This window comes from Micromonospora sp. NPDC005299 (assembly GCF_042872345.1).
Classification (GTDB): domain Bacteria; phylum Actinomycetota; class Actinomycetes; order Mycobacteriales; family Micromonosporaceae; genus Micromonospora.
On sequence record NZ_JBIAKG010000010.1, the window covers coordinates 138,370 to 160,429 of the forward strand.

At 72.9% G+C, this 22,060-nt stretch carries 13 protein-coding genes; 5 read left to right on the plus strand and 8 right to left on the minus strand.

The features are described 5' to 3' along the window. Positions 1-138 precede the first annotated feature (138 nt). Positions 139-3,036, minus strand: coding sequence for a glycoside hydrolase family 48 protein (locus tag ACFYPD_RS25850; protein ID WP_387118768.1), 2,898 nt, complete (start codon positions 3,034-3,036; stop codon positions 139-141). Between the two features lie 863 nt (positions 3,037-3,899). Here ACFYPD_RS25850 and ACFYPD_RS25855 point away from each other — a divergent pair. Then, a complete protein-coding gene (locus tag ACFYPD_RS25855; protein ID WP_387118504.1) occupies positions 3,900-5,393 on the plus strand; it encodes a GH1 family beta-glucosidase in 1,494 nt (497 codons plus the stop codon). On the opposite strand, the gene ACFYPD_RS25860 is transcribed toward ACFYPD_RS25855, so the two are convergent. The 4 genes from ACFYPD_RS25860 to ACFYPD_RS25875 form a co-directional block, all read right to left on the minus strand. Next, entirely contained in the window at positions 5,390-7,249 is a 1,860-nt protein-coding gene (locus tag ACFYPD_RS25860; protein WP_387118507.1) for a zinc ribbon domain-containing protein, read from the minus strand. The genes ACFYPD_RS25855 and ACFYPD_RS25860 overlap by 4 nt on opposite strands. Positions 7,250-7,601: 352 nt before the next feature. Next, positions 7,602-8,015, minus strand: a complete 414-nt coding sequence (locus ACFYPD_RS25865) for a roadblock/LC7 domain-containing protein (protein WP_204342026.1) — start codon at positions 8,013-8,015, stop codon at positions 7,602-7,604. Positions 8,016-8,020: 5 nt separating this feature from the next. After that, positions 8,021-10,648 carry a nitrate- and nitrite sensing domain-containing protein gene (locus tag ACFYPD_RS25870; protein ID WP_387118510.1) on the minus strand — a complete coding sequence of 876 codons (2,628 nt, stop codon included), beginning with the start codon at positions 10,646-10,648 and terminating at the stop codon, positions 8,021-8,023. A 108-nt stretch (positions 10,649-10,756) separates the two neighbouring features. Further along, on the minus strand, positions 10,757-12,160 hold the full coding sequence (locus tag ACFYPD_RS25875) for an FGGY family carbohydrate kinase (protein WP_387118513.1): 1,404 nt from the start codon (positions 12,158-12,160) through the stop codon (positions 10,757-10,759). Positions 12,161-12,418: 258 nt separating this feature from the next. Between ACFYPD_RS25875 and ACFYPD_RS25880 the strand changes: the two genes are divergently transcribed. Further along, positions 12,419-14,338, plus strand: a complete 1,920-nt coding sequence (locus ACFYPD_RS25880) for a chorismate-binding protein (protein ID WP_387118516.1) — start codon at positions 12,419-12,421, stop codon at positions 14,336-14,338. A gap of 76 nt (positions 14,339-14,414) precedes the next feature. On the opposite strand, the gene wrbA is transcribed toward ACFYPD_RS25880, so the two are convergent. After that, the gene (gene wrbA / locus ACFYPD_RS25885; RefSeq protein WP_387118519.1) at positions 14,415-15,032 is read right to left on the minus strand and encodes an NAD(P)H:quinone oxidoreductase; all 618 of its coding nucleotides are present in this window, start codon (positions 15,030-15,032) and stop codon (positions 14,415-14,417) included. 96 nt (positions 15,033-15,128) lie between these two features. On the opposite strand from wrbA, the gene ACFYPD_RS25890 reads away from it, so the two are divergent. After that, positions 15,129-15,620: a GNAT family N-acetyltransferase gene (locus ACFYPD_RS25890; protein ID WP_387118522.1), complete on the plus strand. Its 492-nt coding sequence runs from the start codon at positions 15,129-15,131 to the stop codon at positions 15,618-15,620. Positions 15,621-15,811: 191 nt separating this feature from the next. Here the strand turns inward: ACFYPD_RS25890 and ACFYPD_RS25895 are convergent, their stop codons facing one another. Beyond that, positions 15,812-16,207 (minus strand): hypothetical protein, encoded by a 396-nt coding sequence (locus tag ACFYPD_RS25895; protein ID WP_387118525.1) that lies wholly within the window; start codon positions 16,205-16,207, stop codon positions 15,812-15,814. 188 nt (positions 16,208-16,395) lie between these two features. On the opposite strand from ACFYPD_RS25895, the gene ACFYPD_RS25900 reads away from it, so the two are divergent. Next, positions 16,396-17,124 carry a YsnF/AvaK domain-containing protein gene (locus ACFYPD_RS25900; RefSeq protein ID WP_387118527.1) on the plus strand — a complete coding sequence of 243 codons (729 nt, stop codon included), beginning with the start codon at positions 16,396-16,398 and terminating at the stop codon, positions 17,122-17,124. Between the two features lie 113 nt (positions 17,125-17,237). Beyond that, positions 17,238-18,341 carry a winged helix DNA-binding domain-containing protein gene (locus ACFYPD_RS25905; protein ID WP_387118530.1) on the plus strand — a complete coding sequence of 368 codons (1,104 nt, stop codon included), beginning with the start codon at positions 17,238-17,240 and terminating at the stop codon, positions 18,339-18,341. A gap of 30 nt (positions 18,342-18,371) precedes the next feature. Here the strand turns inward: ACFYPD_RS25905 and ACFYPD_RS25910 are convergent, their stop codons facing one another. Further along, positions 18,372-21,977 carry a leucine-rich repeat domain-containing protein gene (locus ACFYPD_RS25910; RefSeq protein ID WP_387118533.1) on the minus strand — a complete coding sequence of 1,202 codons (3,606 nt, stop codon included), beginning with the start codon at positions 21,975-21,977 and terminating at the stop codon, positions 18,372-18,374. Positions 21,978-22,060: the final 83 nt, after the last annotated feature.

A 22,060-nucleotide genomic window follows, 5' to 3' on the forward strand; every position in this document is an offset into this window, starting at 1 on the left:
TAAAGCTCCACAAACCCACAATCCGCCACTATCCTGCCCCACACCGCCCCATATACTGGCCAACGGTGGTCCGCCCCGGGGGGGGGGGGGGGCCCCGGGGGGGGGGGGGCGGGCCCCCCCCGCGACGGAGTGGTCACCTCACCCCGCCGGGAAGTAGGTGCCGTAGTCGGCGTACGCCATGGCGACGTCGGCCTGGGCCCAGAACCGGTGGTAGTTGAAGACCGGCTCGGCGCCACCGTTGAGGTACGCCTGCACCTTCGGCCAGTCCGGGTCGTTCTTGTAGAACGAGCGGATGTCCAGGAAGCTCTTGCCGGCGGCGATGGCGTCGCCGTTGGGCATCTTCCCGGTCCAGCCGGCCGGCACGTAGAGGCCCTGGCCGTCGGCCGCGTTGTAGACGTCGTCGAAACGCTTGTAGTCGCCGCGCTTCTCCGGCATCGAGACGCCCTTGCTGTCGGCGGCGGCCGACAGCGCGTCCAGCAGCCCCTTGGCGGTGGTCTTGGCCGCGGCGTTGCCGGACTTGGCGGCGTACGCGATGAGGGTCCGGGCGTAGGCGGCGGCGACGCCGACGTCCTGGCCCTTCACCGTGACCTCGACGTGCAGGTTGGTGTTCGGCTGTGGGCTCGCCGGGTTCCAGTTGGCGGGCTGGCCGGTCCACTTCATGTCCGACGGGATCGACCAGTTGGTGCCCAGCGTGGTGTTGGCGATGGCCCACGGCACCCACTTGTCGAGCAGCGCCTTGGCCTTGGCGTTGCCGGTCTGCAGGTACAGCTCGGCGATCCGCTGCATCGACCAGGCCTGCATGCCGAACCACTGGTTGGACGGCGGGTCGTTGTAGACCGGGTCGACGTCGTAGTACATGCCGTAGAAGGTGGCGGTGCCGGCCGGCGGCTGGGCGTAGCTGCCGTCCCAGCAGTTGGTGGCGCCGCCGGCGATACCGCCCTCGGCGGACTGCAGCCAGGTGTAGAACTCCAGCTGCCGGTCGAAGCTCTTCTGCCAGTCCGCGGTCGCGGTCGACGACTTGGGCTTGAGCTCCGGCACGTTGGTCAGCGCCCAGGCCGCGAGCGGGTTCTGGTAGCCGAAGTGGTTGTGGCTGGAGCCGATCCGCCACGACCAGTTCTGCGACGTGTCGTACGCGCCGCCCCAGGCGTAGTACCAGGAGAGCAGGTAGTGCGCCGAGTCGCGGCCGCTGCCGGCTGGGCAGGTGGACGCGCCGACGCAGTTGCCGATCTTCTTGAAGTACTTGTCGAACAGCGCGTAGCGCAGGTAGTCACCCATCTTGGCGGCCTTCGCCACGGTGGCCGCGACGTCGGCTTCCCGACCCTGCGCCTTGGCCCAGGTCAGCGCCCAGTACGCGGCCTGCACGGCGCGGGCGTCGGCGTCCGGGGCGTTGGTGTACTTCCACTGTTTGGCCGGGGCGGCCGACTCCTTGACGAACAAGTCGAGGTAGCCGTACTGGCCGCCGTGCTTGAAGGTGTCGCAGGACGGCTGCGGCACGGTCTCCCAGACCGACTCCTGCGTGCCGCGCTGGAAGGTGTTGATGTAGGCCGGGCGGCTGGTGCCGTCGCCGCAGTGGCCGTAGCCGTAGGTGTTGTCGACGTCCAGCAGCCAGTGCATGCCGTAGATGTCGCCGGTGCCGTAGGTGGACTGGAGTTCGGAGCGGAGCGGGTCCTGGCCGACCGGGACGTTCGGCTCGAGCGCCGACGGGTACTGGCTGGGCAGGTTGTGCTCGGCGGCGTACTGGGGGGTGCCCGGGGCGCCGGCGGTGGGCTGGTCGGCGTGTGCCGGGATGATGTACTTCTCCATCACCGTCCAGGCGTTGTTGAACGGGGCCCAGTTCTGGGTGACCCGGCCGTACTGGGCCTCCAGCCAGAGCCAGAAGCTGAACGCCTCCGAGGTGGTTTCGTGGCCGTGGTCGGGCGCCTCGACGATGAGCGTCTCGACGGAGTGGTACGGCACACCCTCGGGGCTGAAGTAGCCCGAGTTCTTGATCTTGCCGTACTGGTCGAGGAACTTCTTGAGGTACGCGTTGTCCCCGCCGGGGGTGTCGTTGTCGACCTCGGTGGCGGTCACCGCGACGGGCGCGAAGCCGATGGCCGAGGCGGTGATCGTGGCGGTGCCGCCGGCGGTGTCGGTGTCCTCCGCGGCCGCGACCGTGGCGGTGACCCCGGTGTTCCAGTTGCTCGGGGTCAGGGTCAGCGTCGAGGGGGACACGGTCACCTCGCTGTCACCGGTGACGGCGAGGGTCACCGGGACGTTGGCGGTCGGTGCGGCGCTGAGGGTGAACTTCACCGGGGAGGTGCCGCCCTCGGTGACGCTCACGGCCGACGGGGTGGCCACCAGCACCGGGCCGGTGGCGGGGTTGACCGTGAAGGACTTCTCGGCGACGGCGGTCGCGTTCGCGTTGTCGTACGCCTTGGCCTGCACGGTGTAGCTGCCGGCGGGCAGGTCCTCCAGCGTGTACCCGTACGGCCCGGTGGTGTCGGTGTTGACGAGCAGGCCGTTGCGGTAGAACTCGACCTTGGCGATCGTGCCGTCCGGGTCGGCGGCGGTGGCGGTGAGCGGCACGTCGGCTGGCGCCTCGAACGGGCCGGTCGGCAGGCCGAGCGAGACCGTCGGCGACTGGTTGGTGGGCGCGCCGTTGCAGGCGACCCCGTTGAGGGTGAAGGCGCTGGGCTTCGGGTTGCTGCCGGTGTGCGCGCCGTTGAAGCCGATGGTGGTGGAGGCGCCGGTGGGCAGGCTGCCGTTCCACGACTCGTTGGTCGCGGTCACCTCGCTGCCGGACTGGCTCCATCTGGCCGACCAGCCCTGCGTGAGCTTCTGGCCGCTGGTGGGGAAGGCGAACTTCAGGGACCAGCCGTTGAGGGCGTCGCCCAGGTTCTTGATGGTGACGTTGGCGGTGAAGCCGTTGTTCCAGTCACTGGTCACATAGGTCACGTCGCAGGCCGGGGCGGCCTGCGCGGCGCCCGCCGGCAGGGCCACCCCGCCGATGGCGAGGGCGGTGGCGGCGACCATCGCCGTCCGGCGACGTCTGGCCATGAGTCTCATGTGCGCGGTGTCTCCTCGGACCGGGCCGGGACGCGGGGCCCCGGCGGGGCGCCTCCACGCGTCGACGTGGCGTACGCGGGGGGACGGAGGCGCCGGAAAGGTGGTCGACCCGGCCGTGCCGGGGGATTTCGGGGCGCCGCACCGGTGTTACCGGGTGCCCTCGGCGGCCCGCACTCGCGCGAGCTGGCTCCGCGTGGTGGTGGAGAGTGTGCCATGGAAGCGCTCCCACCACAACGGCCAGGGCAGACACCCGCATCGATGTTTCGATCTCGTTTTGGGGCTTTCACAAAGCCGTGACGGGCGTTACAGTCGCAAGCATCGTCGATGGGAGCGCTTCCATCGACGGAGATGCAAGTAAAAGATTGCCGGGGACTCTGAGTGCCCGGCGCGCCAGCCCCAGCGGCTGACGGCGGGCCAGCCCGGACGCCGCCGTCAGCCATCACCCACCGACATGGAGGGAGGTGGAACCAGAGCCACTCGCGTGGCCCGGCTCCCGCGCGACACGCACGACCGGACGCCAATTCCACTCGTGCGTGTGTGCATCACAGGTGGGGACGGGGGTTGCCCTCCCCCGTCCCCACACTAAACCCCCGTTGTCGACGGGAAAAGAGGCCGACGGGACAGGCGCGACGCGCCGCCCGGACGGCCTTCTTCGCGATCCGCCCCGCCGTTCGCCGTTCGCCGCTCGCCGGCGCCGCCCGAGCGACACCCCGCCCACCCATGCCTCCGGCCGCCCGGCGGCCGGGCCGCGCCCCTGCCGCGGTCCGCCCTCGGGACGCGGCCGGCCGCGCCTGGCCTATGCTGGGAGCGCTCCCGGCCCCCGAGGGCGGCCAGTCACTCCGAGGAGAACGCCCATGTCGCTACTCACCAGACGGCGCCTGCTCCGCCGTGCCGCCCTCTCCGCGACCGCCGTCGGCGCGGCCCGGACCGGGCTGGCCGGCGCCGCGGCCGCGGGCACCGTCGCCTCCGCGACCGCCGTCGCCGGCTGCGACGGCACGCCCGATCCCGACGGCGACGCGGACCCCGACGGGGCGCTGCGCTTCCCGCCCGGCTTCGGCTGGGGCGCGGCCACCTCGGCGTACCAGATCGAGGGGGCGGCCAAGGAGGACGGGCGGGGCGAGTCCGTCTGGGACACCTTCAGCCACACCCCGGGCCGCACCCGCAACGGCGACACCGGCGACGTCGCGGCCGACCACTACCACCGCTACGCCCAGGACCTCGACCTGATGCGCGACCTCGGGCTGCGCAGCTACCGGTTCTCCATCTCCTGGCCCCGGATCCAGGCCGACGGGTCCGGGCGGCCCAACCAGCGCGGCCTCGACTTCTACCGGCGGCTGGTGGACGGGCTGCACGAGCGGGGCATCGCCCCGATGGCCACCCTGTTCCACTGGGACCTCCCCCAGGCCCTCCAGGACCGCGGCGGCTGGGAGAACCGGGACACCGCCGAGCGCTTCGCCGACTACGCCGACGCGGTGTTCCGCGCCCTCGGCGACCGGGTGCCGGCCTGGCTGACCGTCAACGAGCCGAAGACCGTGGTGCAGAACGGTTACCTCTGGGGGCACCACGCGCCCGGCCGGCAGGACCCTGCAGCGGCGTACCTGGTCGCCCACCACCTCCAGCTCGCCCACGGCCTCGCCGTCCGCGCGCTGCGCGCCGCCGGCGTCGGAGGGCGCATCGGCCCGGCGCTCAACCTGCACCCCTGCTACCCCGCCGACGAGACCGCCGAGGCGGCCGCCGCGACCCGGCTGTACGACGGCTACGAGAACCGGCTCTACCTGGACTCGATATTCAAGGGCGCGTACCCGGAGGACGTGCTGGCCGACCTCGGCGCGGAGAGCCGGATGGTCCGCGGCGTGCGCGACGGCGACCTGACGATCATTTCCAGCCCGGTCGACCTGCTGGCGGTCCAGTACTACACGCCGATCTACGTCACCGGGCAGGGCGACACCGTCCGCCGGTGGCCGACGTCGGAGGCGGAGTGGCAGCAGATCTACCCCGAGGGGATGTACGACATCCTGACCCGGGTCACCCGCGACTACGGCCGGGTGCCGCTCACCATCACCGAGAACGGCCTGCCCTGCCCGGACACCCTCGCCGCGGACGGCACCGTCGACGACAGCGCCCGGATCGACTTCCTCCGCGACCACTTCGCGGCCGCCCACCGGGCGATCCGGGACGGGGTGCCGCTGGAGAGCTACCACGTCTGGTCGCTGCTGGACAACTTCGAGTGGGCCGAGGGGTACGAGCAGCGCTGGGGCCTGGTCTACGTCGACTACCCGACCCAGCGCCGGGTGCTCAAGCGCAGCGCCCACTGGTACCGCGATGTGATCCGCCGCAACGGGGTCTAAGAGTTGAGCCGCAACGGCTGTTGCGGCTCACGGCCCGGCCCAGCTGCACCCGAGGGCAGGTGCGGCTGCTTGGGTTGGGTGGTCCTGCGTGGCCGTGGCACCCGGCGTACCAGACGCTCGTTCTCATCAGGGGTGTCCCGTGGTCGGGTCTTTCGTCCGGCAGAGGCCACCAGGGTGGTGGCTGCCGCACCTGCCGTGCCACGGCCGTGGGGTCGGGGCAGGGTGGTCACGGTTGACCGGGCCAGGGCCTCTTGCTGCCCTTGTACCCGTGCCGCCAGCGCGGCCCGGAAGTCTTCATCGATGTAGGCGGTTGCCGGCTGGTCGGGGTGGGTCAGGCGGACGCAGGCGGCCATCGCCGCGGCGACCAAGTCCCTGTCCCCGGCCAGCCGGCAGGCCGGGCAGGTATGGGTGCGCTGGCCGAGGGACTTCTTCTCCCGGCGGCCACACGGGCACTGCTGCGACAGCGCCGTCTGCCGGGTTCCGGCCCGTAGCAGCCGGCCACCGGCCACCGCGCACTCGGCTTTAAGCGCGGTGGTAAGCATGCCCGGGGAGAACAGGGCGATGCCGCGGCCCCACAGCCGCGCCCAGGCGCGAATGTCAGTGTGCTCGACGACTAGGTGCGGGCCGTGCACGGCGACGATGCTGCGAGCGGTGTCGCGGGCCCGGGCGTGTTTCGCCTGCGACGCGGAGCGGCTGTCGGCGGCGTGCTGGCCGCGAGTGCGCCGGTAGGTGGTGGAAAGGGTGTCGCGGCGGTACGCCTGCTTCGGCCTACCGGCCGCGTCCGCTATACGCGCGCCGCCGGGAAGGTCGACGCTCCTCGCCGGCAGGCCGGCGCCTGCGCGCCGGGCGGCGCGCCTCTGCTGCCGTACGGACGGCAGGTACTGATGGGGGTTGCTGTTGCGGCGGGACCGGTCCAAGGCCCGCTGTCGACGGCGGGCGGTGACTGTAGCCTTTTCCGCCGCGGCGCGCTGGTTCGGGGTGACGGTCACGTGGCCAGCGGCGAGGCCGCCAGGGACTCCGGGGTCGGCAGGCATGGAGACGACCGACAGGTTGGACACGTTACCGTCCACCCCACCGACCCGGTCCCGCGGTGCGGCCGCCCGCCGGGTGGCGACCGCCGGACTGATCCAGCCCTGGTCGAGGATCATCAAGTGGGCGTAGACGCGCCACCCGCCGGGCGCTTTCGGGTCCTCGATTCGCACCAGATCGATCTTGTGCCACTGGTCGCGTCGGCCGAGAAAGTGGTCCAGACGGCTCTGCTGTCCGGCACCCTGCGGCAGCCGGACCGGCAGTACCAGGTTTTGACCGCACCCGGTGAGTATCACCGCCAGTGGCCCGTCGTACGCCCACCAGCCGGCGGAGCCGGCGGGTCGTTCCGGTGCTGGCAGGACGGTCGGCTGCGACAGCGCAGATTCCGGGTCATGGGGCGGGAACGCCGTACGGTGCCCATCGAGGGAGCCGACCAGCCGGAACGTCTCCCACGTGCGCGGCTTCGTGTGCGAACGCGCCCGGCCGGGGATCCGGGTCGAATCCCACCAGGTGCCGGCCCTCGGCCGGCCGTGCCGGTGGCCGGTGGTGTCGGCGAACAGGTGCCGGTCGACCGTCTCCCAGACCTCGTCGGCCAGGTGCATCGCCAGGGCTTTGGTCAAATGGTGGCGCAGCCACACCGACTCTTCGAGGTGCTGGTACGCGGCCTGCTCGAACGCGGTCCGGGACAGCCGGAACCGGCGGCGCGCTTCGGCCGGGCCGCACTCGGCGCGCACCCGGTGCGCGGCCCAGTACGCGTCCACCCGTGCCCGGGCCTGCCGCTGCAACGCCCGCCGCAATTGGAACTCAGCGGCGAAAATGCCGAACACCCGGCGCCGGGGCGGCCGGTCTCGGTCAGGTCCACCTCGAGCCGGATCACCGCGGTCGGGGCGTCCTTGTCCCGGCGCCAGTTCGTCGCTTTCGACTTGCCGCGCGTGCGCCGGGCGCCGGGCGTCTCTGCCGTCAACGTTCCCGTCACCTCCACCCGCGTACGCAGCACCGTGCCGGTAGACGGCAGCATACGACCATGATTCACATGTGCATCAATCGCCGCACCGACCAGATCGACCATGTGATCAGCGCCGTGGCGATCTACAACCACCGCGTCGACCAGTTGCGACTCGACTCTCCGGCGGGCTGGCCCGGCCGGCGCGACGCCGGCCGGGCCTGGCTTGCCCGCCCTCAGCGGGGCAGGGCCTGCTGGAGTTCCGCCCGCAGCGCGGGGGTGAGCATCTCGCCGGCCTGCTTGGCCAGCCGCGCCATCTCGTAGCCGACCACGCCGATGTCGGCGTCGGCCCCGGCCAGCGTGGCCAGGATCGAGCCGTCCCGGATCTGCATGACCAGGAAGTAGCCCCGGCCCATCTCGACCACGGTCTGCTTCACGACGTCGCCGTCGAACATCTGGGCCGCGCCGGCGGTGATGCTCATCAGGCCCGAGGTCACCGCCGCGAGCTTGTCCGCGTGGTCGCGGGGCAGGTGCGCGGAGATCGCCACGAGCAGCCCGTCGGTGGAGACCACCACCGCGTGCGCCACCCCCGGCACCCGCTCCGCGAACGCGTTCACCAGCCAGCTCAGGTCCCGTGCCTCCTGGCTCAACGTCGTCACTGTCGTACTCCCCCTTCATCGCGCGGCAGGTACATCTCGGTGGTCTCCTCGGCCTCCGCCCGCCGCACCCCGCTGTAGTAGCGCGAGAGCATGCCGCCGACCGCCTCCGGGTCCGGCTCGTCACGCGCGGACCGGTTCGGGGCCGTGGGCTGGGTGACCGCGGTGAGCTGGGCCATCGGTACGCGTACCGGCAGGCCTCGCTCGTTGGTGCCTCCGGTGACCGGCGTCGCGGCGGGCGGTGGTGTCACACCGAGCACGGCGGCCGTCGGGCCCTGGCGGCTGAACCAGCCACCGCCCGCCGAACCGGCCGCCGGGGCGAGCACGTCCTCGGCACGTCCCGGCACCGGGCGCGGTCTCGGCACGGCCGACCCGGGCGCGCCGGGCGCCGCGGCCGGACGGCGCGGCAGCGCCGCCTCCGTGCCGGGCGACGCCGCGCCGAGCGGAAGCCCCGTCAACGGCGACACCGGAAGCTCCGCCGGTGGCGCCGGCGGGCGGCGACCGGCCACCGGCAGCTCGGCGGTCGCCGTGCCGAGCCCGGCGGGGCCGGGTGCCAGGCGGGACGCGGCGGCCACCTGGCTGGTCAGCATCCGTGGCGCGGCCGGCTGGTCCAACCCGGGCGCGGGCGCCGCGGCCAGCAGCTCGGCCGGGATCCGGACCCGGGCGACCAGGCCGTCCTGGCCGCCCCGCAGCCGCACCTGCACGCCGTGCCGGGCGCCCAGGTGGCTCACCACGAACAGGCCCATCCGCTCGGAGGCGGCCACGTCGGCCGCCGGCGGCTCGGCCAGCACCGCGTTCGCCTCGGCCAGCGCGGCGGGGCTCATCCCGAGCCCCTGGTCGACGATCTCCACGAACGCACCCCTGCCGTCCGCCCCGGCGACGACCCGCACCACGGTGTCCGGCCGGGAGAATGCGGTGGCGTTCTCCAGCAGCTCGGCGAAGAGGTGCACCAGGTCGCCCACCGCGTGCCCGACGACGTGCAGGTCGGACCGGGAGTCGTGACGCACCCGCTGGTACTGCTCGATCTCGGCGCTGGCCGCGAGCAGCACCGCGCCGAGGCCGACCGGCCGGTTCCACCGCCGGCTGGACTCGGTGCCGGCGAGCACCAGCAGGCTCTCGTCGTTACGCCGCATCCGGGCGGCTAGGTGGTCGAGCTTGAACAGGTTCTCCAGCTGGTCCGGGTCGCTCTCCTCGCGTTCCAGCTCGTCGAGGAGTTCGAGCTGCCGCTCGACCAGCACCTGGCTGCGCCGGGCCAGGTTCACGAACATGGCGTTGACGTTGCGCCGCATCATCGCCTGCTCGACCGCGACGTCGACGGCGCTGCGGTGCACCGCCACGAACGCCTCGGCCAGCTCGCCGATCTCGTCCTGCGAGTCGACCACGGCCGGCGGCACGTCGATCGCGGCCACCGGCCGGTCCACCGCCCGCAGCCGGTCCAGGGTGTGCGGCAGGTCCACCTGCGCGATCCGCAGCGCCTGACCGCGCAGCTGCCGCATGGAGCGGGCCACCGACCGGCCGACCAGCAGCGAGATCAGCACGGCCACGAGGAGCACGCCGACGATGCCGCCGACCACCAGCAGGGTGTCCCGCAGCTGCCGGGCGCTGGCGTCGTCGGCCTGGCGCACGGCGTCGTCGAGGACGCCGGCCTCCAGCTGGCGGAGCAGCTCCTGCCGCTGCTCGCTGGCCGCCCACCACTGCGTCGCCGGCAGCACCGCCGGCTCGGCGGCCCCGCTGGGCAGGGTCTGCTCCTCCAGCCGGGCGGCCGAGACGAACGCCGGGTCCACCGAGGTCTCGTCGTAGCGGCGGATCTGGTCGGCGGTCGCGGCGACCCGGAACGCCCCCAGCGCGGTGAGCTGCTGGGCGCGCAGGTCGGTCAGGGAAACCTGGTCGTCCACCTCGTAGCGGCCGGCCCGGGCGGCGGCGTAGAGCTCGGCCCGGATCCGCGAGGACAGCTCCTTCACCCGGGAAAGCTGCACGTACCGCAGCACGGCGTTGGTCAGCGCCCGCTGGTCGTCGCCGGGCGACGGCTCGGCCAGCAGGTTGAGCAGGGCGGCGATGGCCCGGTGGTAGTTGCTCAGCACCGTGTCACTGGACAGCACCGCCGGCGGCACGGCGGCGCGGATGTAGACGACCTGGTCGTACGCCTCCAGCACCTCGGAGTAGGCCACCCGCCAGGCGGCGTCGGCGTCGGCGAGGGGCTCGGCCGCGGCGCGCAGGTCGGTCATCGCCCGGTCGGAGGCGTCCTGGAGCGGCTTGAGCGCGGCGACCGCGGCGTCCCGGTCGGCGCCGCCGCCGGCCTTGCGCAGCGCGGCCAGCTCCCCGGCGGAGCGGTCCCGCTCCTGCTGGAGCCGGTCCACCGCGGTGCTGATCTGCCGGCCGATGCCGACCTGCTGGGCGAAGTCGCTCAGCGCGGTGGTCTGCCCGACCAGCCCCCGGGTCTGCACCCCGGCGAGCACCAGGAACGCCACCGAGGGCAGCACCAGCACGGTGGCGAGCTTCGTGCCCATCCGCCAGTCCCGCAACCGGAAGCGCGAGCGCCGCCGCCGGTGCGGCGCCACCCGGTCGTCGGACGGGCTCCGGCGCGGCTGCGACGCCGCGCCGCGAGCCGGGTCGGGACCTGCGCCCACACTCTCCTCCTCGGTCCCACTCGGCTCCACCGGGACGGGGAGCGGAAGTCCATCCAACCAGGCCGGCGGGCGGTGTCAAACGCTGCGCCGGCCGCACGAGCAGGAAGGTCAGCGCGGTGGGCCGGCGGCTACGGTGTTCGGCGCGTCCCGGTCGTCCGTCCGGCCGATGCCGCCCACGTGCGCCGCCTCCGCGATCCGGCCGAGCGCCACCAGCGCGGCCCCGGTCGCCCCGATCTCCGGGTTGTGCTGGTGGCGCACCGTACGCGGGGCCAGCGCGGCGACGAACGCCGCCCGCCACCAGGCCGAGGCGGCCATCGCGCCGCCGCCGAGCACCACCTCGGCCGGTTCGCCCACCCCGGCCTCCACGAGGGCCAGGTCGTCGGCGATCAGCCGGCACAGCTCGGTCATCAGGACGGCGAGGATGTCGACCGCGGTGGTGCCGAAGCTCAGGCCAAGCAGCTCCCCGGAGCCAGCCGGGGCGACGCCGGGCGGCCGGTCCCCGCCCAACCGCGGGTTGGCCCGCAGGCTCAGGTTCCCGCCGGTCCGGGCCAGTGCGGCCTCCAGCTCGGCGCCGGACGGCAGCCGCAGCTCGCGGGCCGCCCAGGCGAACAGGTTCCCCCCGCTGGAGTACGCCGCCCCGGTCACCACGTGCTCGTGGTCGACCCGGTAGCGCCAGAGCTGCTCCGGCAGGGGCGGCAGCTGCGCCCCGGCCGGCACGGCCTGGACGAGGCGTACGGCGGCGGAGGTGCCGACGGTGACCGCGGCCCGCGACGAGTCGACGCAGCCGGAGCCCACGTTGGACGCCGCGCCGTCGCCGACCGGGGCGGCCCAGCGGGCGTCGGCGAGCTGCGGCCAGCGCTGGGCGTGCTCGACGCGGAGCCGGCCGCGCCACCGCTGCGGGGCCAGCGCGGGAAGCTCCTCGGGGCGTACGCCGGCCAGCTCGCAGGCCTCGGCGTCCCACTCCAGCCGGTGCAGGTCGAGCAACCCGGTGCCGGAGGCCATCGACACGGACATCGGGGCCTCGTCGAGCAGCACGCCGAGGACGTACTCGACCAGCCCGCCGAAGCGGGCGACCGGGGAGCCGCAGTGCTCCCGCACCCAGGGCAGCCGCACGGTCCAGTAGCAGCGGTGCCACCAGGCGCCGGTGCGCTGGTGGAAGGCGTCCGGATCGGCCGGGCCGGTGGCGCCGGCGAGGGGCTCCGGCCGGGTGTCCATCCAGGTGAGCACCGGGCCGAGCGGCGCGCCGTCGGCGCCCAGCGGCAGCACCGAGTGCCACTGCGCCGAGGTGGCGACCAGCTCCACGTCGCGCAGGTGCCCGCCGGCGGCCAACTCGTCCAGGCACTCCGCGAGGCAGGCCAGATAGCGGGGGCCGTCCAGGGTGCCGCTGCCGTCGTCCCCGGTCGCCAAGCGCACCTTCCGGCGGGCCAGCGCGCCGGGGCGCGGCACGGCGTCCGCGTCCAGCACGAGGCCGCGCACCGAGGAGGTGCCCAGGTCCAGAGCGAGAATGTCCATCGCGGGTCAACCTACCCGCCGGGAGCGGCGGCGAAGCCAAGATCGGCCGGGCCGGCGCGACGATCGGGTTCCCGGGCAGTCCCCGGTCGCGTACAGTGATCGCCATGCCCGCGCACCTGACCTGCTGGTGGCCCGCCGACCCGGCGGCCCACCCCCGCGCGTAGCTTTCCCACGCGGCCGCCCGACGAGGCGGCCGCCGGTTTCTCCCCGGCACCCCGGGTCGCCCCGCCGGCGGCCTCCGGCCACCGAGGAGACCCGATGACCCGCCCGCACGACCCGCTCGCCGCCGTCGCGGCCGGCCGTGACCCCGGCCCGTTCGCGCTCGTCCGCCGCGAGGGCGCCGACCACGTCGACCTGTTCGCCGGTCCGGTACGCACGGCCGACCGGCTCGCCGACCTTCCGCTGCCCGAGGGCGCGGCCGGGCCGCGCACGCTGGCCCTGGTCCCCTACCGGCAGATCGCCGAGCGCGGCTTCGCCTGCGTGGACGACGGCCTGCCGCTGGAGTGCCTGCTGGTCTCCGAGCACCGGCGGCTCCCGCTCGACGAGGTGCTGGCGGCCCTGCCCGACGCGCCGGTGGTGACCCGGGACGCCGCCTTCGACATCTCCGACGCCGAGTACGCGGACACGGTGGGCCGGGTGCTGAGCGACGAGATCGGCCGGGGCGAGGGCGCCAACTTCGTCATCCACCGCACCCTGCGGGCCACCGTCGAGGGCGCGCCGCTGGTGGCCGCCCTGGCGGCGCTGCGCCGGCTGCTGCTGCGCGAGCGGGGCGCGTACTGGACGTTCGTGGTGCACACCGGCACCCGGACCCTGGTCGGGGCGAGCCCGGAACGGCACGTCAGCGTGGACGACGGCCTGGTCATGATGAACCCGATCAGCGGCACCTTCCGGCACACCGGCGCGGCGGCGGACCGGGCGGCGCTGCTGCGCTTCCTCGACGACCCCAAGGAGGTCGAGGAGCTGTACATGGTGCTCGACGAGGAGCTGAAGATGATGGCCACCGTCGCCGAGCACGGCGGCCAGGTCGTCGGGCCGTACCTGAAGGAGATGGCGCACCTCGCGCACACCGAGTACCTGCTGGCCGGGCGGGGTTCACTGGACGTCCGGGAGGTGCTGCGGGAGACCATGTTCGCGCCCACGGTCACCGGCAGCCCGATGGAGAACGCCTGCCGGGTGATCGCCCGGCACGAGCGGACCGGCCGGCGTTACTACGCCGGGGTGCTCGCCCTGCTCGGCCGGGACGAGCAGGGCCGGCAGACCCTCGACGCGCCGATCCTGATCCGCACCGCCGAGCTCTCCCCCGACGGCGAGCTGCGGGTGCCGGTCGGGGCGACCCTGGTCCGGCACTCCACGGCTGAGGGCGAGGTGGCCGAGACCCACGCCAAGGCAGCCGGGGTGCTGGCCGCGCTCGGCCTCGGCCCGGACGCCCCGGCCCGCGGCGCCGAGCCCGCGCTGCGGTACGCCGGCGACCCGGAGGTGCGCGCCGCGCTGGCCGCCCGGAACACCCCGCTGGCCCGGTTCTGGCTCGACCAGCGCGTCCCGGGGGCGACCGCGTTGCCGGGCCTGGCCGGCCGCCGCGCGTTGATCGTGGACGGTGAGGACACCTTCACCGGGATGCTCGCCCACCAGCTCGGCGCGCTCGGCCTGGCGGTGACCCGGCGGGACTGGCACGACGCCGGCCCGGTCGACGGGTACGACCTCGTGGTGGTGGGTCCCGGCCCGGGCGACCCGAACGACCTCGCCGCGCCGAAGATGGCGAGCATGCGGGCGCTGCTGGCCGAGCTGCTGGCGGCGGGCCGGCCGACCCTGGCGGTCTGCCTCGGTCACCAGTTGCTCGCCGGGCTGCTGGGGCTGCCGCTGCACCGCCGGGACGCCCCCTACCAGGGGCTGCCGCGGGACGTGCCGGTGTTCGGGGCGACCCGCCGCGTCGGCTTCTATTCCAGCTTCACGGCCCGGGCCGGCGCCGACCGGGTCGCCACCGCGTACGGGCCGGTGGAGCTGTCCCGGGACCGGGCGGACGGGGCGGTGCACGCGCTGCGCGGGCCGGGCTTCGCCGGGGTGCAGTTCCACCCGGAGTCGGTGCTCAGCCGGGACGGCATGGCGGTCCTGGCGGACCTGCTCGGGCACCTGCTGGCGCATCCGGCGCTGACCGGGCATGGACCGGCCGATCGCGGGTAGGGCGGTAGGTGACCGGTGGTGGGAGGAGTCGAGAGCCCTCGTCCCACCACCGGTCGCGTCACGTCGGGCCGAGGGGTCAGCCGGCCATGCCCTTCTTGACGGCGGCACCCATCTGCACGGCCCGCCTGGCGGTCAGCGCGGTGGCGGCGAGGGCCACGTGATCCGGCGGGATCTCGCCGTTGTTGCTGGTGTGCGAGGCGCCGTACGGGTTGCCGGCGACGAACTGGCTCGGATCGGTGTAGCCGGGGGTGACCACGATGCCGCCCCAGTGGTAGAAGACCGTGAACAGCGAGAGCAGGGTGGACTCCTGGCCGCCGTGTGAGGTGGCGGTCGAGGTGAAGCCGCTGTAGACCTTGTTGGCCAGTGCGCCCTGCGCCCAGAGCGGGCCGGTGGTGTCGATGAACTGCTTGAGCTGGGCGGCGATCATGCCGTAGCGGGTGGGCGCACCCATGATCACGACGTCGGCCCAGGCGAGGTCGTCCGGCTGCGCCTCCATCACGTTTTGGGTCTCCAGGCGGTGCGCCTGCCAGCCCGAGTTGGAGCGGATCGCCTCGTCCGGCGCCAGCTCACGTACCTTGCGCAGGCGTACCTCGGCTCCGGCCTCCCCGGCGGCCTCGACCGCCGCCTGCGCCATCTGGTAGGTGATGCCGGTCGCGCTGTAGTAGATCACCGCGACCTTGACCTGGCCATCCATCAGACGATTCCTCCTCGGTGTCGGGTCAGCTCCGGCGACTACCCGTTGCTTGCGACGTCAAACGGCGGGCGCGGGCGGCCGTGGCATGCTCGGCGGGTGGAGATCCGCGAGGCGACCGCCGCCGACTGGCCCCAGATCTGGCCGTTCCTGCGCGAGATCGTGGCGGCCGGCGAGACGTACACCTGGCCGCGCGACGTCACGGAGGCGCGGGCCCGCGAGCTGTGGCTGGTGGGCCCGCCGGGGCGGACGCTGGTCGCGGTGGACGGGGACGGCACGGTGCTCGGCTCGGCCAAGCTGATGCCCAACCAGGCCGGCCCCGGGGACCACGTGGCGAACGCGAGCTTCATGGTCGCCCCGGCCGCCGCCGGTCGCGGCGTGGGCCGGGCGCTGGCCGGGCACGTGCTGGCGCTGGCCCGCGCCGAGGGCTACCGGGCCATGCAGTTCAACGCCGTGGTGGCCAGCAACACGCGGGCCGTGGAGCTGTGGCGCTCGCTGGGCTTCGCGGTCGTCGGCCGGGTGCCGGAGGGCTTCCGGCACCCCCGCCAGGGATTCGTGGACCTGCTCGTGATGTACCGCCGACTGAGCTGAGTCGATATCTTGCCGTGGCTCAAGATTTGCGCAAGTTCCGATGGAAACCGCTTCCCCGGGTCGCGGCGCGCGGGGATCCTGTTCCCACCGGTGCCGGCGTACCGCCGCCGCCCCGCACCGGGAACCTGAACGGGGGATCGCGCTCCGCCGGCGACGTGGCTGGCGTAGCGCGATCAGGGGTGCTCCCGGGCTCAGTCGTTGAGCTTGTCCCGCAGGTCGGTCACCCGCTTCTCCAGCCGGTCCACCGCCTGCTCGTTGTTGATGAACGTGCTGATGCCGGCGGCGAGCGCCAGCCCGATCAGCACCGCCAGGGCGCTGAGCACCAGACCACCGATCGCCACCCCGCGCCCGGTCACGCCGGGACGCCGGCTCATCCGCAGCCCGAAGATGCCCAGGATGAGCCCGATGATCCCCAGCAGCAGCCCGACCGAGGCCAGGATCGCGGTGAGCACGCTGAGCAGGGCCGCCACGCCGAAGACCAGCGAGAAGGTGGCCGCGGCGCTGGTCTTCGCCCCGCCGGACGGGCCCGCCGGCCGGGCGGTGGCGGCCCGCCCGGCACCCCGGGCCGGTTCACTGGACGCTGTCATCACCCACACCTCGCATTCCTCGCATTGTTTTCCTGGCGCCGCATCCCCGCTCCGGCGGCGCTCATTCCTCGCGCGCCGGGTCGTTACGGGCACCGCCGCTACCCCTCCTCCTATTCGTCCCGGTTTCGGGGAATGCCGAGCGCGCCGCCGGGGACCCGGGTGGTGACCCACGAGAGGAAGGACGAACCATGCGACTCACGGAGCAGCAGGTCCGCTCGCTGTACGGGCAGGACGTCCAGGACCGCTCGGGCGCGAAGATCGGTAGCGTGGGCCAGGTCTGGGCCGATCCCGCCGGCGAGGCGACCTGGGTCAGCGTGAAGACCGGGGTGATGGCCCATCACGAGTCGATGACGCCGCTCCAGGCGGCCCGGATGCAGCCGGACGGCCGCCTCCAGGTGCCGTACGACAAGGCGACCGTGCGCAGTGCTCCCAGCGTGGAGACCGGCACCGAACAGCCGCTCGGCACCGACCAGCTCGCCCAGCTCTACCGGCACTACCAGTTCGGGGAGCAGGCCGGGCCGCCGCCGCAGCGGATGCCGGGCGCGCCGGAGGTGGTCCGGTCCGAGGAGCGGCTGCGGGTCGGCACCGAGAGTGAGCCGGCGGGCGCCGCGCGGCTGAGCAAGCGCGTGGTCACCGAGAACGTCCAGACGAACGTGCCGGTCGAGCACGACGAGGTGACCGTCGTCCACGAGCCGATCAGCGAGGCCGACCGGGACGCCGCCCGGGCCGGCATCGGCGAGGAGCAGCGCGAGATGGAGCTGCGCGCCGAGCACCCGGTGGTCGCCAAGGACCAGGTCCCGGTCGAGCGGGTCCGGCTGGCCAAGGACGAGGTCGTCGAGGAGCAGCCGGTCAACGCGCAGGTCCGCCGGGAGCTGGTGGACGCCGACGTGCCGGAGCGGGCACGCCGCAACCGCTGACGCGACGGCATCCCGTGCGGGTGGGCGACGGCCCGCCCGTCCGGTCGTCCGTCCGCCGGGAACGTCACACCGCCGACCTATGCTGACCGTCCACGTCGACGGGAGGCCACCTCGTGACCGTACGCCTCACCGGCGCCGAGGCGCTGGCGCTGCGGATGACCAGCCTGTTGCTGCGCCCGCACCCGACCGCGCGTCCGGACAGCGTGGCCGACGTGGTCGAGTGGTTCGGCGCCATGCAGGCCCAGGACGCGGCGAGCGGTCTCTGGTCCCTCGGCGTGCGCCTGCCCGGCCGGACCCAGGTCGACGTGCGCGCGGCGCTGGAGCGGCGCGAGGCGCTGCGCACCTGGCCGATGCGGGGCACGGTGCACCTGGTGCCGCCCCGGGACGCGCGGTGGATGCTGGCGGTGGCCGGCGTCCGGGCGCTGTCCGGCGTGGCCGCCCGCTGGGCGCAGCTCGGCCTGGCCGAGACCGACGCGGACCGCGCCGCCGAGGTGCTGGGTGCGGCCCTGGTGGGCGGGGGCCGGCTCAGCCGGGCCGAGTGCCTGACCACGCTGCGCGCCGCCGGGCTGGACACCACCGGCCAGCGCGGCTACCACATGCTCTGGTACGCCAGCCAGCGCGGCGTCACCTGCATCGCCCCGCACGTCGGCACCGAGCAGACGTTCGCACTGCTGGACGAGTGGGCGCCGGACCCGCACCGCCCCGAGCGGGACGAGGCACTGGGTCTGCTGGCCCACCGCTACGTCCGCGGCCACGGCCCGGTGACCCGGCACGAGCTGGCCCGGTGGACCGGCCTCACGGTCACCGACGCCACCCGGGGCATCGCGGCGGCCGGCGACGCGCTCGCCCCGGTCGAGGTGGACGGTGTGCCGGCCGTGGTCGACGCCGCCCTGCTCGACGCGCCTCGGGCGCCGGTCGACGACGTACACACCCTGCCCGGCTTCGACGAGTACCTGCTGGGCTACAAGGACCGCTCGCTGATGCTCGATCCGGCGCACGCGAACGCCGTCGTCCCCGGCAACAACGGCATCTTCCAGGCCACGGTGGTGCGCGGCGGCCGGACGGTCGGCATCTGGAAGCGGACCGCGGGCAAGCGGGCCGTCACGGTGACCGTGCGGCAGTTGACGCCGTTCGACGCCGCGCTGCGGGCCCGCGTCGAGTCGGCCCTCGCCGGCTACGCCACCTTCCTCGGGCTGCCGCTGCGGCACTCCTGGTGACGCCACCCCGGCACCGCCACGGGGGTCGCCTCAGGCCCCGATGTACTCGCTGATCTCGAAGGGGTCCGGAAAGGGGTCATGGTTCACGGTGAGCCGCCCACCCGACCGGGTCTTGAGCGCCTCCACCATGTCCTCCGTGACACCGGGAACGCCGCCCTCCATGCTGAGATATTCCAGTTCGGGCAGGTCCGCCAGGGCGCTCACGTCGGTGAGCCGCTGGCACCCGTTGAGGTAGACGCGACGAAGGCTGGCGCAGCCGGCCAGGAAATCCACGTCCGTGATCATCGAACCGCTGAGGTCCAGGACCTCCAGCGCCCCGAAGCCGTCGAGCGCCGCCCCGGACCACACCAGGTTCCGGCAGTGCGGCAGCAGCAGGTGCGTGAGGTGGCCGAACACGGGAACCGCTCGCAGGTCGAACAGGTCCCGCACCGCGTCGGCCCGGAGCCGGCGCAGCTCGGCGGCGGGCGCCAGAGCGGCCAGGTCCGCGACCGACACCGAGCCGGTGAGTTCCACGTCCCGCAGGCTCGGGCTCATGGTGGGCAGGGCCGGCCTCCGCCCCGCGGAGAGCCCGACCATCATGCGGCGCAGCTTCCCGCACGCCGCGAGTTGACGCGCGTCGTCCAGGCCCGACTCGGAGCGGATCCGGATCGTCCGCAGCTCCTTCAACGAGGAGCAGAAGTCGAGGTCGGAGACGTAGCACCCGTCGAGGGCAAGCGTGCGCAGACCGGTCAACGACGACAGCCACCCGAAGTCGTAGAGCTGCCGGCAATCGTCGAGAGTCAGGATTCGGAGCGAGGCCACGTCGCGGAGACCGGCGATCTCCTCCGGCGCCAGCGCGACGGCACCACGCAGGTGAAGCTCCTCGAGCTGCGGCAATCGGGTCAGGTCGCCGATGTCCAGGAGATGCGCCTTGTCGTTGAGGTTGATCCGGCGCAGGTGACGCAGGTCGCCGAGGCCCCGGGTGCTCCGCAGCCGAGGCAGCCCGCTGCAGTCGAGCTCGGTCAGGTCCGGCAGCGCGCTGATGCTCGTCAGGTCGGCCACGTCGTCGGTCACCCGGATGCACAGGGCCTGCACCCCGGGGACGTGGTGGACCGCGGCCAACTGCGCGGCCGTCCGCGCCGTCACCAGGTGGTCAACCAGCCCCAGGCCGGCCAGGACCTGCCGCGCGTAGGCCTCGGCGTCCTCGAACTCGTTCCACGCGCGGAGCAGCGCGTCGACCACCACCGGGTGGGCGTCCGGGTGACTGTACTGCGAGATCGTGTTGACCGCCGCCGGGCCACCTATCCGGGCGGCCGCGGCGATGCAGGCGCTCACGACCTCCGGTGACCGCTGGGAATGGCCGTCGAGCCAGGTCAGCAGCTCCTCACCGATTCCCGACAGTGAGCGGGCCTCCTCCGGCGTCCGGGGCGGAAGAACCTCCCCGATCAGCCTCTCGGCCCGTGCGGCGACCTCCGGTTCGACGTGTCCCGCCGCAGTGATGCACTCCGCGGCCAGCAGGAGGACGTCGCGCCGCTCGGGTCCGGCGGACTCCGCCTTGTCGAGTATCCCGGAAACCAGCAGCGAAGCGGCGCTCTCCTGCACCGGGGCGCCGGCGGCGAAGACGATGATGCGGCGCCAGTCCGGCTGCGTCACCCGTTCCAGGAGGGATTCGATCTCGTCGTACGCGTACGCCCAGCCGGCGAGGAACTCCTGGATGGATCGGTGGGTGAACTGCGCCTGGTTGTGGGCGACCTTGTAGAAGACGACGCTGCGGTCGAGGAGATGGACCAGCGCGTCCCGGGGCTCGATGTGGGTGTTGACCATCCCGCGAAGTTGGGCCGCCACGATCTCCTGCGCGGTGGGGGCCAGCACGTCCCGCCGGGCGTTGCTTCCCGGCCGGGACAGGTGGTGCTTCCGCAGTTCTCGCAACGGCTCGATCCGGATGGTCGTGGTCGAGCCGGCCGTCATCTTTTTCGCGATGGCCTGGAGCAGGAGAAGCTTCTGCTTGTAGGTGAGGCCCACCGTCGAGGTCTCGGCCACCTCCTTTCCGTGATCACGGAAATAGATGAGAGCGGCCACCACCCGTTCGTACAGCTCCGCCCTGCTCTCGGGCGCGGCATCCGACAGTTTGTGCGCGTAGAAGGCGCACAGCATCGCGCACAGCAGCGGTGTCTCGCTGAGGTCGCGGACGTTCGGACGGTTCTGGAAGTCGTACACGAGCTTCGCGTGCTGCCGGCGGAACTCGACTATCTTCTCGGCGTCGGACGTGCCGCTGATCAACGCGTCGAACCAGCGGTCGATGCACTCCTCCGCCTCCTCGTCGTTCATCGGAAGGAGCTGGAGGGTGACGAAGTCACGGCGCTGGAACCAACGGTTGTCCAGGACGTCCGGCCGGGACGTGACGAAGACGTGCGCCTTCGGATGCTCGGTCATCAGTTTGTCGATCCACGCCAGCGCACGATTCCTGTCGTGTTCGGACAGCTCGTCGAATCCGTCGAAGATCGCCACGGCGTCGCCCCGGTCCAGGCAGTCCACCACCCACGAGCCCGGCACCGTCGATCCGCGGTACATCGCGGCACGGATCATGTCCTGGTACTCGGGCTCGACATTCGCCTTGAAGGCATATCTGAGCTGGGTGACCAGAGGCACGCAGTCGGTCCAGGCGGCCATGGCCTCGGGGAGTTTGCGCTGGGCCATGGCGATGGCGAGCCATTGGCTGATGGTCGTCTTGCCCGACCCGGCCGAACCCGTGAGCAGGATCCGGGTGCTCTTCCGCTGGCCCTTACGGATGTTCGCCACCTCACCGATGGCCGAGTCGACCTTCGGGTTGACCTCCAGCGGGCCGGAGGTCGCGGTGCCCGCGAGACCGGCGGCCGGGTCGTCGGGGAGGGCCCGGAGCCGAATGTATGTCACGTCGACCGGGTGGCGCCGGAGTTCGACGGGCAGATTGAGCCCGAACAGGTCGGTGTATTTGTAGGTGTTGGTGATGTCGGAACGGTATCCGGCCTCGAAGCGGCTGACCTCCCGAGGCAGCCCCGGCCGGAACTTGGGCAGGACGACACCCGTGATGCCGCGTTCGAGTATCGCTTCCAGTTTCTTGGTGTTCACATACGTTTCCCACGCCACCCGGCTCTCGAAGCCCGGGAGGTCGTGCACGAGCGCCGAGATGTATGCGGCCGCTTCGGTGAGATAGACCCGACCGTAGGCCTGGGCATCCTCTCCCAATTGATCGGATCGCCAGCGGCGCACGGCCACGGGTTCGAGCGCGGCCCTCAACTGCTCCGTGGTGATGGCGTCCTTGATGACGTCTTCGGGGGAGAGTTCCATCTCCACCAACGCCTGCTCGACGCCCGTTATCGCCAGCGACCGTTCCGCATCGGCGAGCCCGACGAATTCTATCTCCTCGATGCGGCTCAGCCGCGCCGATATCCGGTCCGAGGCATCTTCGAGACGACGCGGCAGGGCGCGCCCTTCGAGGCTGTCGGCGTCCATGCCCTGGATTTCGGCGACGATGTCGTCGAAGGCCTGAATGCGCTCGGCCGCCGACGGAAAGAGGATCTTGAAGGTCGAAATGATGATGCGCCGCGCGACGCCGTCCCTCTGCCCTGCCGATGCCATCGCAGTTTCCCATCGATCGGCCCAGGTTCCGCTTTCCACAGTGTATGGACCCCGGCGCAATCCGCATGCCGGCGAAAGGTGCGGCGAACGCGGCCGATCCGCCGATGCGCGGGGCCGGAGGC

Excerpts from the sequence above, each read along its gene's own strand:
- ACFYPD_RS25895 (WP_387118525.1), bottom strand. The coding sequence starts at position 16,207 with ATGACAGCGTCCAGTGAACCGGCCCGGGGTGCCGGGCGGGCCGCCACC.
- ACFYPD_RS25880 (WP_387118516.1), top strand. The coding sequence starts at position 12,419 with ATGACCCGCCCGCACGACCCGCTCGCCGCCGTCGCGGCCGGCCGTGAC.
- ACFYPD_RS25855 (WP_387118504.1), top strand. The coding sequence starts at position 3,900 with ATGTCGCTACTCACCAGACGGCGCCTGCTCCGCCGTGCCGCCCTCTCC.
- ACFYPD_RS25875 (WP_387118513.1), bottom strand. The coding sequence starts at position 12,160 with ATGGACATTCTCGCTCTGGACCTGGGCACCTCCTCGGTGCGCGGCCTC.
- ACFYPD_RS25850 (WP_387118768.1), bottom strand. The coding sequence starts at position 3,036 with ATGGCCAGACGTCGCCGGACGGCGATGGTCGCCGCCACCGCCCTCGCC.
- wrbA (WP_387118519.1), bottom strand. The coding sequence starts at position 15,032 with ATGGATGGCCAGGTCAAGGTCGCGGTGATCTACTACAGCGCGACCGGC.
- ACFYPD_RS25900 (WP_387118527.1), top strand. The coding sequence starts at position 16,396 with ATGCGACTCACGGAGCAGCAGGTCCGCTCGCTGTACGGGCAGGACGTC.